The organism is Sulfitobacter faviae (genome assembly GCF_029870955.1).
Lineage (GTDB): Bacteria > Pseudomonadota > Alphaproteobacteria > Rhodobacterales > Rhodobacteraceae > Sulfitobacter > Sulfitobacter faviae.
Map to the genome: position 1 here is coordinate 888,599 of NZ_PGFQ01000001.1, position 12,436 is coordinate 901,034.

7 protein-coding genes and 2 pseudogenes are annotated in these 12,436 nt (G+C 67.0%); 2 read left to right on the forward strand and 7 right to left on the reverse strand.

Annotation, left to right across the window (positions count from 1 at the left end; genetic code table 11):
* Positions 1-120: 120 nt before the first annotated feature.
* Positions 121-3,326, forward strand: a pseudogene (locus tag CUR85_RS04675) (4Fe-4S dicluster domain-containing protein).
* A 65-nt stretch (positions 3,327-3,391) separates the two neighbouring features.
* The gene (gene rpe, locus CUR85_RS04680; RefSeq protein ID WP_067267065.1) at positions 3,392-4,081 is read left to right on the forward strand and encodes a ribulose-phosphate 3-epimerase; all 690 of its coding nucleotides are present in this window, start codon (positions 3,392-3,394) and stop codon (positions 4,079-4,081) included.
* Between the two features lie 33 nt (positions 4,082-4,114).
* On the opposite strand, the pseudogene CUR85_RS04685 reads toward rpe, so the two are convergent.
* The 7 genes and pseudogenes from CUR85_RS04685 to CUR85_RS04715 form a co-directional block, all read right to left on the reverse strand.
* Positions 4,115-5,613, reverse strand: a pseudogene (locus CUR85_RS04685) (class I adenylate-forming enzyme family protein).
* Between the two features lie 53 nt (positions 5,614-5,666).
* Positions 5,667-6,434, reverse strand: a complete 768-nt coding sequence (locus tag CUR85_RS04690) for an oxepin-CoA hydrolase, alternative type (protein ID WP_067267062.1) — start codon at positions 6,432-6,434, stop codon at positions 5,667-5,669.
* The gene (locus CUR85_RS04695; protein ID WP_231886399.1) at positions 6,431-6,838 is read right to left on the reverse strand and encodes a PaaI family thioesterase; all 408 of its coding nucleotides are present in this window, start codon (positions 6,836-6,838) and stop codon (positions 6,431-6,433) included. Before CUR85_RS04695 ends, CUR85_RS04690 begins: the two co-directional genes overlap by 4 nt.
* Positions 6,819-7,952, reverse strand: coding sequence for an acyl-CoA dehydrogenase family protein (locus CUR85_RS04700; protein WP_067267058.1), 1,134 nt, complete (start codon positions 7,950-7,952; stop codon positions 6,819-6,821). The genes CUR85_RS04695 and CUR85_RS04700 overlap by 20 nt, the downstream gene beginning before the upstream one ends.
* Complete coding sequence (locus tag CUR85_RS04705) at positions 7,949-9,148, reverse strand: acyl-CoA dehydrogenase family protein (RefSeq protein ID WP_067267057.1); 1,200 nt, start codon at positions 9,146-9,148, stop codon at positions 7,949-7,951. Before CUR85_RS04705 ends, CUR85_RS04700 begins: the two co-directional genes overlap by 4 nt.
* A gap of 11 nt (positions 9,149-9,159) precedes the next feature.
* Positions 9,160-10,335 (reverse strand): acetyl-CoA C-acyltransferase, encoded by a 1,176-nt coding sequence (locus CUR85_RS04710; protein WP_067267055.1) that lies wholly within the window; start codon positions 10,333-10,335, stop codon positions 9,160-9,162.
* On the reverse strand, positions 10,332-12,428 hold the full coding sequence (locus CUR85_RS04715) for a 3-hydroxyacyl-CoA dehydrogenase NAD-binding domain-containing protein (RefSeq protein WP_067267053.1): 2,097 nt from the start codon (positions 12,426-12,428) through the stop codon (positions 10,332-10,334). The genes CUR85_RS04710 and CUR85_RS04715 overlap by 4 nt, the downstream gene beginning before the upstream one ends.
* Between the last annotated feature and the right edge of the window lie 8 nt (positions 12,429-12,436).

Consider the following 12,436-nt stretch of genomic DNA (forward strand, 5'->3'; position numbering starts at 1 on the left):
CTTACTCCTCCAAATTTGCCGCAGCATGGTCGGCGGCTGCGCAAAAAGTCAAGCGAGAGCGGTGTTTACCAATACAACCAAGGCTAGCATATCATCCCAAAGCATGGCATCGATTTGCCCATGAAGCTCTTTTCGTCCAAGACCCGCCCCATGCACCTCGGCCCCTTTCCGCTGGAACGGCTGCGCCGGTTGCAGGCACCGCATGACCGGCTGCCCAAGACCCCCGAGCCGGAACTGCGGTTCGAGCGGCCCGAGATGCCGCAGAGCATCTGCAACGCCATGGCCCCCTTTCAGGCGATGATGGATGTGCTGCGCGACGGGCCGGTCAACAGGGCGGGCGCGGTGATCCCCGACAGCCCGCAGGAGCGGGCCAACCACCTCAAATCCTTTGGCTATTACAACGATGCCTCGATGATGGGCGTCTGCGCCCTGCCGCGCGAGGCGCGGCTACCCCACCCGCGCCGCAGCCAAGGCACCGCGCAACTGGCCGAAGGTCTGCGCAGCCGCCAGACCAAGACGCTGGCCGCGGGCGTCGATGTCATCATGGCAAACCTGCGCGACGCCGTGGATGCGCCCGAAACCCCGATCGACGGCCACAGTCATGCGCTGGTGATCCTCACCGCCTACCCCGCGACCCGCGCGAGGGCGAGCCGGGCAGCGACTGGATCATGGACGCGCAAGCCGAGCGCGCCTGCCTGCGCGGCACCGAGAACGCCACCGTGCTCGCCGAATACATCCGCCAGCTGGGCTTCGCGGCCAAGGTGCATTCGGCCACCACCTCCGACGTGAACCTCGGCCAACTGGCCGTGGCGGCGGGGCTGGCGGTGTTGGAGGACGGCACCCTGCAAGTGCCATGGATCGGCCCGCGCTTCGGCCTCGCGGTGGTGACGACCGACATGGCCCTCGCGCCCGACATGCCGCTTGCCCCGCTGGCCGACCAGCCGTGGTCGGTGCTGAAAGGCCCGCATTGGCAGCTTGGCACCCACGGCGGGGTCAGCGCGCGCGACGTCGATCCTTACGCCCGGCGCGACTATGCCATGGGGCCGCATCCCTTCGAGACATTGAAGCGTGTCGATGAGCCGACGACCTACATCGACGCCGCCAACGTCCCCCGCGTGCCGAAACGCGGTGACCTCTTCGCGCGCGGGCAGTTCGGCGACATGGGGCCGAAGGTGCAGAACGCCATGAAGGGCGGGCATCACGTCATCAAATCCGCCCCCTCCGCCGCGCAGCGCCGCCTGCTGGGCGCGCTGATCCTGTTGCAGGACGGGCCGGTGAACGAAGATGCCCCCGAGGCCGGGGATGCCGCCCGCAACGCGGCGAACCTCAAGGCGGCGAGCTATTTTCTGGGCGCCGATGCCGCGGGCCTCTCGGCCTGCCCGGACTGGACGTGGTACAGCCACGACGCCACCGGCACCCCGATCACCCCGCCGCATGACCAAGCGCTGAGCCTGATCATCGACCAAGGCTATGACACGATGGAAGGCTCCTCGGGCGACGACTGGATCGCCGTGTCGCAATCCATGCGCGCCTATCTGCGGTTCTCGATGCTGGGCGGCGTGCTGGCGCAGCATCTGCGCAACCTCGGGCATTCCGCCAGGGCGCATACGGTGATGGACGGCGACGTGCTGCAACCGCCGCTGTTGCTGCTGGCGGGCTTGGGCGAGGTCAGCCGCATCGGGGAGGTGATCCTGAACCCCTTCCTCGGCCCGCGGCTGAAATCCGGCGTGGTCACCACCACCCTGCCCGTCGCCCACGACAATCCCATCGACTTCGGCCTGCAAAAGTTCTGCGAGGCCTGCAACAAATGCGCCCGCGAATGCCCCTCGGGGGCGATCACCGCGGGGCCGAAGAAGATGTTCAACGGCTACGAGATCTGGAAATCCGACAGCCAGAAATGCGCCACCTACCGGATCACCAACCAAGGCGGCGCCATGTGCGGGCGCTGCATGAAGACCTGCCCGTGGAACCTCGAAGGGCTCTTTGCCGAGGCCCCCTTCCGCTGGGCCGCCTCGAACATTCCCGCCGCGGCACCGCTCTTGGCCAGGCTCGACGACAAGGTCGGCAAGGGCCGCCTGAACCCAGTGAAGAAATGGTGGTGGGACATCGAGCGCAAGCCCTCGGGCCAGTTCGACACCCCTGCCCAGCCGGTCAACGCGCGCGACCTGCAACCGGAGTTGGACCTCAAGTTTGAAGACCAGACCCTCGCCGTCTACCCCGCCCCGCTGGCCCCGCACCCGTGGCCCTATCCCGACCCGATGAACCGCGAGGCCGGGATCAAGGCCCATGCCGCCCTGATCAGCGCCGACGAACACCGCCGCAAGACGGCAGCGGGGGAGACCGAGCACCTGCATCTCTACAAAGTCGGCAGCGACACCCCGGTGCTCGACCTGCGGATCACCGCGGTTGAGGAGTTAAACGCCACGACCCGGCTTTACGACATCGCCCACCCCGAGGGGCATGATCTGCCCGCTTGGACCGCAGGCGCGCATCTCGATCTGGTGGTGGCCCCGGAATACCTGCGCCCCTATTCGCTCTTGGGCGACCCCGAGGACCGCAGCCGCTACCGCATCGCCGTGCTGCGCGAGGAAGCGGGCCGCGGCGGTTCGGCCCTGCTGCACCGGGTGTTCTCCAAGGGACGGCGCATCTTCGTGGGCAAGCCGGTGAACCATTTCGAACTCATCGAAGACGCCCCCCACAGCCTACTGATGGGCGGCGGCATCGGCATTACGCCGATGATCGCCTTCGCGCATCGTCTGCATGCGCTCGGGCGGCCTTTCGATCTGCATTACTCCGCCTCGACCCGCGAAGCCGCGGCCTTCGCCAAGGAACTGGCCGCGATGCCATGGGCCGACCGGGTGCATCTGCATATCTCAGCCGAGGGCACCCGCGCCGACCTGCCCGCCATCATGGCCGGCGCGCCCGAAGGCACCCATGTCTACACCTGCGGGGCCGAGCCCTACATGCAGGCGGTGCTGAGCGCCGCCGAAGAGGCCGGCATCCCCGAAGAGGCGCGGCATTCGGAGTATTTCTCCACCCCCGAACTGCCGGACTACGAAAACCACCCCTTCACGCTGAAGCTCGCTTCGGGCCGCGAGATCGAGGTCGGGGCCGAGGAAACCGCCGCCGAGGCGCTGATCGCGGCGGGCGTGCCGGTGGACCTGAAATGCTCCGACGGCATCTGTGGCGTCTGTAAATGCGGGTTGCGCGGCGGCGAGGTGGAGCACCGCGACTTCGTGCTCTCGGCCAAGCAACGCGAGGGAGCGATCATCCTCTGCCAGTCCCGCGCAGCACAGCCCGGCGGCGTGCTGGAGCTGGATCTCTAGCCCTCTTTCCCCGGGGGCGGTCAGCCGTTATGAGGGGCCAACCCTCGTAACAAAGGCCTGCCCCCATGACTTTCGACCGTTCGATCAAGATCGCCCCCTCCATCCTTGCCGCCGATTTCGCCAATTTCGGCGCCGAATGCGAAGCCATCGAAGCCCAAGGCGCCGACTGGGTGCATGTGGACGTGATGGACGGGCATTTCGTGCCCAACATCACCTTCGGCCCCGCCACCTGCGCGGCGATCCGGCCCCATATCAAGGGCGTGATGGACGTGCATCTGATGATCGCCCCGGTCGATCCCTATATCGAAGCCTTCGCCAAGGCGGGCGCAGATTTCATCACCGCCCATGTGGAGGCGACACCCCATATCCACCGCACCCTGCAAGCGATCCGCGGCGCGGGTGCCAAGGCGGGCGTGGCGCTGAACCCGGGAACCCCGGCGAGCGCCGTGGCCGAGATCCTCGGCATGGTCGATCTGGTCTGCGTGATGACCGTGAACCCCGGTTTCGGCGGGCAGAAGTTCATCGACATGACCGCCAAGATCCGCGAGCTGCGCAGCATGATCGGCGACCGGCCCGTGCATATCGAGATCGACGGCGGCGTCGATCCCAAGACCGCGCCACTGGTGGTTGAGGCCGGGGCCGATGTGCTGGTGGCGGGTTCCGCCGTCTTCAAAGGCGGCTCGGTCAGCGATCCGGCGCCCTACGGCGAGAACATTCGCGCGATCCGCGCTGCCGCCGAAGGGACTTACGTCTGATAAAGATGCGGGGCGCTTCTGCGCCCCACCTCGTCACGCCAGTTGATCGGCAAAGGCCGTCAACAAGCGGTGCTTCAGGATCTTGCCCGTGGGCGCTGCGGGGAGATCAGTGGCCACGATGATCTGTGCGGGTCGTTTGTAGCCGGTGAGCCGTTCCTTGACGAAACCACGCAGCTCCTCTGCCGTGACCTCGTCCCCGGTGCCACCTGCACGAAGGCCAGCACCTCTTCATCGCCCTCGCGCCGCCGTCCGACCACCGCCGATTGCACCACGCGCGGGTGATCGTTCAGCGCGGCTTCCACCTCAGGCGGGTAGACGTTGAAACCGCCGTGGATGATCAATTCTTTTGAGCGTCCGAGGATGTGCAGCCGCCCCTCCTTATCGAGCTTGCCCAAATCGCCGGTGTGTAGCCAGCCTTCGGCGTCGATGGCTTTGTCGGTCTCGGTCGGGTTGCGGTAATAGCCCTTCATCACATGCGGGCCGCGCACCAGCACCTCGCCTTCGCCCGCGCCATTGCCACCGGGGGCTTGGTCGTCGATCTTGCACTCGGTGCCCGGCGTCACCGGCCCGACGGAGGTATCGGGGGAGCCAAGCGCATTGGTCGTGGCCGAGGCGCCCGAGCAGGTCTCGGTCATGCCGAAACCGTTTTGCAAGGGCAGTTCGTAGAACGCCTCGGCCTTGCGCTTCCACGCCGGGTCGAGCGGCGCACCGCCGGAGGAGACATAGCGCAGGGTCGGGCTTTCCAGTTTCGGCATGCCGCGCTCGCGCGAGTATTGCATGACCAGCGCGTGCATCTGCGGCACCGCCGGCAGGATCGTGACGTCCTCATGGGTCGCAGCATGAAGTTTCGCGGCGGAAAAGCGGCTCTCCTGCCGCACCTTCGCGCCCGCGCTGACGGCGGCCATCAGGACCGAGACGAGGCCGAAGACATGGGTCATCGGCAAGACGCCATAGACCACATCCCCCGGCACCATCTGCCGCAGATCGGCCGAGGCCCGCGCGCCGAAGCGCAGGTTGGAATGTGTCAGCATCACGCCCTTGGGGTCGCCCGTGGTGCCGGTGGTATAAAGCAGCACCGCCACGTCATGCAGGTCGGCATCCGGACTGCTGGGCTGTGGCGTGGCCAGATGCAGGCTGCCGAAATCGCCCGCAATCTCGCGTGCGTCCAGCCGCACCGCATGGGCCGCCGCCTCGGGCGAGACCTCGCAGGTCAGCAGAACCGCCGCCGGGGTGGCGTGGTTGATGATGCGGGTGACCTCGGCCTCGCTCTGGCGGGCGTTGACGGGGATCGCCACCGCGTCCAACTCCCACGCGGCATAGAGCCCGGCCACGGCGGAAACGCAGTTTTCCACCATCAACAGCACGCGGTCGCCCGCCTGCACCCCCGCGGCCCGCAACTCCGCCGCCAAAGCCCGGCGCGCGCGGTCCAGATCGGCAAAGCTCCAAGCCGCGCCGCTGGCGTCGCTCAGCGCCGCCGCCTCTGGGCGGGTCGCCAATTGCTCAGCTAGAAAATCCTGTACCCTGGCATTCATGGGTGTCTCCTCCTGCCTAATGGCGGCCCCCTCCTCCGGCAGCCGCCGCCCGGCTAAAACCGGGGCTTTCGTTTCTCTAAAAAGGCCGCGATGCCCTCGGCGGCCTCATCGCCGCCCGCGGCACGGGCCATGGCGTTGCGCTCGGCGTCGAGCTGCGCGGCCTCATCGGTCTCATAGGCCTGCCCGACCAAAGCCCGGATCGTGGCTTGCGCGTCGCGCGGGCCCGCGGCCAGCGTGTCGGCCAGCATCAGCGCCTCGTCGAGCGCGCGACCGTTGGGGCAGATGCGGTTCACCGCGCCCAGTTCGGCAAAGCGCATGGCCATCACCGGGCGGCCCAAGAGGCACATCTCCATCGCCAGAGGGCGCGGCAGGAGCCGGGCAAGCGAGGCGGTGAGGCCTGCGTCAGGCACCAGACCGGCCTTGACGTAGGCGGCGGTGAACTGCGCGTCCTCGCAGGCCACGATCATGTCGCAGGCCAGCGCCAGTGACAGGCCCGCACCCGCGGCACCGCCTTCGACGGCGGCGAGGACGGGCACCGGGCAGGCGCGGATCGACCGCACCAGATCATGCAGCGCATCGACCCGCTCGCGGCGCACTTCCTCGGTCAGCTTGCGGCGTTCGATCAGCACGTTGAGGTCGCCCCCGGCGCAGAAGAACCGCCCCTCGGAGGTCAGGATCACCGCGCGGATGCGCGGTTCTTCGGCCAGTCGCATCGCCTCGGCGATGGCGTCGTAGAGCGCGGGCGTCAGCGCGCCGCGCTTCTCGGCGTTGCCGTTCCAGACGATCAACCGATCGCCGCGGTCCTCGATACGTGCGCTCATGTCTTGGCCCTCTTGAATACGCCGGTGGCGCGCGACAGCAGGCGGCCTTCGGCATCGTGCAACTGCGCCTCGGCGTAGAGAATCTTGAAGCCCCCGCCGGTGACGCGCCCCGTGGCGATGATCTGACCTTCGCGGACCGCGCCGATGTAATCGGTGGTCAGCGAGAGCGTCAGCATCGGCACGAAAGGCCCGCTCATCGCGCAGTGCCGCGCGCAGGCGAAACCGGCGGCGACGTCGAGCATCAGCGTATGCAGCCCGCCGTGCAACACGCCCGAAACATTCAGGTGCTGCGGGCCGAGATCGAGCGTCACGCGGGTGCTGCCATCGGGGTTCGACAGGTCGGGTTGGAACCCGATCAGCTGCTGAACCCCGCTGGTCGGCGCATCATGCGGCGGATAGTGCAATGAACCGCTCCAGATGATGGTCGACATCGCCAAAGCGGTGGTCCGCCATGGTGATGCGCTTGGCGATATGCGCCAGTTCGTACTCCTGCGTCATGGCGATGCCGCCATGCATCTGGATCGTGTCCTCCGCGACCAGACGGCCAACGCGGCCCATCAGGTTCTTGGCCGCCGAGACGTGACGCTCGCGGCTGGCGCGGTCGTCCTCGAGATGGCCCGCCGCGTTGATCACGGCCGAGCGCGCCTGTTCGAGGTCGATGAGCAGGTCCGCCATGCGATGCGCCAGCGCCTGGAAGGTACCGATGGGGCGGCCGAACTGCTTGCGGGTGCCGAGATATTCGCGCGTGAGGTCGCAGGCGGTCTCCATCGCGCCGAGCGTCTCGGCGCAGAGCGCGGCGGTGGCTTTGGCGGTGCGGGTCTCGATGGCCTCGAATGCCTTGCCGGGCGCGCCCACACGGGCGCTTTCGGGCAGGGTCACGTCATCCAGCGTTACCTCGGCGGCGCGGCCACCGGCCAAGAGCGCATAGCCGGTGACGGTCAGCCCTTTGGCATCCGCGGGCACGAGGAAGAGCGAGATGCCATCGCGGTCCCCCGCCTCCCCGCTTTCGCGGGCGGAGACGACGAGCATGTCGGCGGCCTCGGCATTCGCCACCACGGCCTTGCGGCCGCTGAGCACGATCTGGTCGCCATTTTGCGTGGCCGCGGTGGTGACCCGCTCAAGGTCATAGCGGCTGCCCGGCTCGCCATGGGCGAAGGCCAATTGCAGCGCGCCGCCGATCAGTTGCTCGATATGCTCCTGCTGTTCTTCGGTCCCGAGGTCGGCGATCAGCCCCCCGGCCAGCACGGCGCTGTCCAGAAGCGGTTCGACCACCCCGGCGCGGCCCAGCTCTTCGAAGACCACGGCAAGGTCGAAGCCCGCGCCGCCGAAACCGCCCTGCTCTTCTGTGAAGAGCGCGCCGATCACGCCCAGTTCAGCCAGACCTTCCCAGATCTCGGTCGAATAGCCGGTCTCGCTCTCGAGGATGCGGTTGCGGGTTTCGGTGTCGTATTTGTCGCGCAGGAACCGCCGCAGGCTGTCCTGCAGCATCTGGCGTTCATCGGTCAGGTCGAAATTCATTTGCCACCTCCCAGCATGGTCTTGGCGATGATCCCACGCTGGATCTCGTTGGAGCCGCCGAAGATCGACAGCTTGCGGTTGTTGAAATATTGCGCGGCCACGGGGCCGGCCTCATGCGGGTCGGGCAGCGCATCGTTGCTGCCTGCCACCGCTTCGGAGGCAAAGGGCATGGCGTAGACACCGGCGGCGCGGCGCGCCAGATCGTTGATCTCCTGCCGGATGATCGTGCCTTTCACCTTCAGCATCGAGCTTTCCACGCCCGGCGCCTGCCCTGCGGCGGCTTTCGAGATGATCCGCAGGTTGGTCGTCGCCATCGCCATCAGGTCGATCTCAGCCTGTGCCACGCGGGCGGCGAAATGCGGGTTCTCGATCAGCGGGCGGCCCCCGGCCATCTCGGAGCGGGCGATGCGTTTGACGGCCTGCAGACCGGCCTGAGAGAAGCCCACGCCCGCGATGTTGGTGCGCTCATGGGTCAGCAGGTACTTGGCGTAGGTCCAGCCCTTGTTCTCTTCGCCGACGAGGTTCTCGGCGGGCACTTTCACGTTGTCGAAGAAGACCTCGTTCACCTCGGCGCCGCCATCCAGCAGGATGATCGGGCGCACGGTGATGCCCGGCGTCTCCATGTCGATCAGCAGGAAGGAGATGCCCTCTTGCTGCTTCACCTCCTTGTTCGTCCGCACGAGGCAGAAGATCATGTTGGCGTGCTGGCCCAGCGTCGTCCATGTCTTCTGGCCGTTGACGATGTAATGATCGCCGTCCTTCACCGCGGTGGTTTTCAGCGAGGCGAGGTCGGAGCCTGCGCCCGGCTCGGAATAGCCCTGACACCACCAGTCCTCACCCGAGAGGATGCGCGGCAGCCAGTAGTCCTGCTGCTCTTTCGAGCCGAACTTCTGCAGCACCGGCGCCAGCATCGACAGGCCAAAAGGCACGATGCGCGGCGCGTGGTGGGCGGCGGCTTCTTCCTCGAAGATGTGGCGCTGCACGGCGTTCCACGCGGCCCCGCCGAACTCCTTGGGCCAGTTGGTCGCGAGCCAGCCCTGTTCGTTCAGGATCGCGTGCCAGCGTTCGTGGTCGTCCTTCGTCAGTTCCTGCCCGCGGCGCACCTTCTCGGAGAGCTCTTTCGGCAGTTTCTCGGCGAGGAAATGACGCACCTCCTCGCGGAAGGCGCGTTCTTCGTCTGTATAGCTCAGGTCCATGTCGGCCCCCTTTAGTAGATTTCGAAGAGGCCAGCCGCCCCCATGCCGCCGCCGATGCACATCGTCACGACGCCGAGTTTCGCGCCGCGGCGGTGGCCTTCGCGCAGAATGTGGCCGGTCATCCGGGCCCCGGTCATGCCGAAGGGATGGCCGATGGCGATGGAGCCGCCGTTCACGTTGCACTTGTCCGGGTCGATGCCCAGACGGTCGCGGCAGTAGAGCGCTTGGCTCGCGAAAGCCTCGTTCAGCTCCCAGATGTCGATGTCATCGACGCTGAGGCCATGGCGTTCCAACAGGCGCGGCACGGCGAAGACCGGGCCGATGCCCATCTCGTCGGGCTCGCAGCCCGCCACGGCGAAGCCGCGGAAGGCGCCCATGGCCTGGAGGCCCTGCTGCTCGGCCTGTTTGCTGTCCATCAGCACCAGAGCGGCGGCACCGTCCGAGAGCTGGCTGGCATTACCGGCGGTGATGAAGGCCCCCTCGCCGCGCACCGGGGTGAGGCCCGCAAGCCCCTCCATCGTGGTACCGGGGCGGTTGCATTCGTCGCGGTCCACGGTGACCTCGCGGGTGGAGATCTCCTTGGTCTCCTTGTCCTGCACGCCCATGGTGGTCTGCATCGGCACGATCTCGTCGTCGAAGAGACCGGCCTCCTGCGCCTTGGCGATGAGTTGCTGGCTGCGCAGACCGTAGGCGTCCTGATCCTCGCGGCTGATGTTGTAGCGTTTGGCCACGATGTCGGCGGTGTCGATCATCGCCATATAGACCTCGGGCTTGTGCTCTTCCAGCCAGGGCTCCTTGACCGATTTCACATGCGGCTGGATCAGCGAAATGCTCTCGACCCCGCCTGCGACCATCGGGCCTGCGCCCTCCATGCAGATGGCATTGGCGGCCATGGCAACGGTCTGAAGACCGGACGAGCAGAAGCGGTTCACGGTCACGCCCGAGGCGGTGACCGGCAGGCCCGCGCGCAGAGCGATCTGGCGCGCGATGTTCGAGCCCGTGGCCCCTTCGGGGTAGCCGCAGCCGATCATCACGTCCTCGATGGCCGAAGGCTCCACGCCCGAACGTTTCACGGCCTCGGCGACGACATGGCCGCCCATGGTGGCACCATGGGTCATGTTGAATGACCCGCGGAAGGATTTGGCCAGCCCGGTGCGGACGGCAGAGACGATTACGGCCTGTTTCATTTGGCAGCTTCCTTGTTCAGATCATCAAAGTTGCGGTTGGTCTTGACCAGTTCGGCCAGCAGCGGCGCGGGTTTCCAGAACCACGGGTCCTGCTCGGCGAAGCCTTCGATCGCCGCCAGCACGTTGGGCAGGCCCTGAATGTCGGCCCATTTCATCGGGCCGCCCCAGTAGCGCGGGAAACCGTAGCCGAAGAGCAGCGTCATATCGATGTCGAGCGGGCGTTTGGCGATGCCCTCTTCCAGCACCTTGGCGGCCTCGTTGACCATGGCGCACATATAGCGGCGCACGATCTCGGCGTCGGTGAACTCGCGCGGGGTGATGCCGCGCTCCCTCTGCTCTTCCTCGATCAGGCGGGTGACTTCCGGGTTCGGCGTACCGCCGCGCTTGCCCTTCTCGTAGATGTAGTAACCCTCGCCGGTCTTCTGGCCGAAGTGCCCCTGCTCGCAAAGCCGGTCGATGTATGTCGGCACGCGCTCCTCGGGGTGGCGCGTGGCGGCCTTGCGCTTGCGTGTGGCCCAGCCGATGTCGAGGCCGGCGAGGTCGGCCACGGCGAAGGGGCCCATGGCAAAGCCGAATTTCTCCAGCGCCGCGTCGATCTTGTAGGGGCTGGCGCCGTCCAGAACCATGTGGTCCGCCGCGGTGCGATAGGTGGCGAGGATGCGGTTGCCGATGAAGCCGTCGCAGACCCCGGCGCGGACGCTGACCTTGCCCAGTGCCTTGCCAAGCGCGAAGCCGGTGGCGACCACATCTTTCGCGGTCTTGTCGGCGACAACGACCTCGAGCAGTTTCATCACATGCGCGGGCGAGAAGAAGTGCAGCCCGATCACGTCCTCGGGGCGCTTGGTGGCGGCGGCGATCTCGTTCACATCTAGATAGGAGGTGTTGGAGGCCAGCACGCAGCCCGGCTTGCAGACCGCGTCGAGCTTGCCGAAGACGTCTTTTTTCACGTCCATGTCTTCGAACACCGCTTCGACCACCAGATCGACGTCTCCCAGGCTGTCGTATTCGGTGGAGACGGTCAGCGCCGTGCCGGTCAGGTGATCGAACTTCGCCTGATCGATCTTGCCGCGTTTCAGCGCGCCGGCGAGGTTGCCGGAGATACGCTCATGCGCGGCCTTGGCGGCCTCGTCCTTCATCTCGATCAGCACGACCGAGAAGCCAGAGAGCAGCGCCGCGGTGGCGATGCCCGCGCCCATGGTGCCGCCGCCGATGACGCCGATGGCCTCCAGCTCGCGCGGTTCGACACCTTTCAGCTCTGGCAGGTTGCTGACCGCCCGCTCGGAGAAGAAGGCGTGGATCATGCCCTGCCGCTGGTCGGTGTTCATCAGTTCCGAGAAGATGCGGCGCTCGGCCTTCATGCCCTCCTCGAAGGGTTTTTCGACACCTGCCTGCACGGCGCGCACGGCCTCGGCCGGCGAAATCTGGCCGCGGCCTTTCTTCAGCGTTGCCTCATAGGCGGCATCCCAGTCGATCGGCGCGGGCGCGGGCATCTCGCAGATCGGACGGCGCTCGGCACCGCTGTCGAGCAGCTCACGGACGTAGGCAAGACCAACCTCCTGCGGATCGCCCTCCTCCACGCGGTCGACGATGCCCATTTCCAGCGCCTGCGGTGCCTTGATGTGGCGGCCCGTGGTGATCGCGTCGAGCGCGGGTTCCACGCCGATGAGCCGCGGCAGACGCTGGGTGCCGCCAGCGCCGGGAATGAGGCCGAGGTGCACTTCCGGCAGACCGACGCGGGCCGAGGGCTGGGCGATGCGGTAATGCGCCGAGAGCGCGACTTCGAGTCCGCCGCCGAGGCTCACGCCATGCATGGAGGCCACGACCAAGAGCGGCGAGGCTTCGATGCGGTTGCAGAGGTTCGGCAGATGCGGCTCCATCGGCGGCTTGCCGAACTCGGTGATATCGGCCCCGGCGATGAAGGCGCGGCCTTCGCCCACGATCATCACGGCGCGCACGCCCTCCTCGGCCTCGGCGCGGTCCATGCCGTCGGCCAGCCCCTGCCGCACGGCTTGGCTCAGCGCGTTGACGGGCGGGTTCTCGATGCGCAGCACGACGATGTCGTCGTGGCGGGAATAGGCGATCTTGTCGGTCATGTGATGTC

Bases quoted from the DNA above. Each gene is read 5' to 3' on its own strand.
- rpe (WP_067267065.1), top strand. From the start codon at position 3,392: ATGACTTTCGACCGTTCGATCAAGATCGCCCCCTCCATCCTTGCCGCC.
- CUR85_RS04690 (WP_067267062.1), bottom strand. From the start codon at position 6,434: ATGAGCGCACGTATCGAGGACCGCGGCGATCGGTTGATCGTCTGGAAC.
- CUR85_RS04700 (WP_067267058.1), bottom strand. From the start codon at position 7,952: ATGAATTTCGACCTGACCGATGAACGCCAGATGCTGCAGGACAGCCTG.
- CUR85_RS04705 (WP_067267057.1), bottom strand. From the start codon at position 9,148: ATGGACCTGAGCTATACAGACGAAGAACGCGCCTTCCGCGAGGAGGTG.
- CUR85_RS04710 (WP_067267055.1), bottom strand. From the start codon at position 10,335: ATGAAACAGGCCGTAATCGTCTCTGCCGTCCGCACCGGGCTGGCCAAA.
- CUR85_RS04715 (WP_067267053.1), bottom strand. From the start codon at position 12,428: ATGACCGACAAGATCGCCTATTCCCGCCACGACGACATCGTCGTGCTG.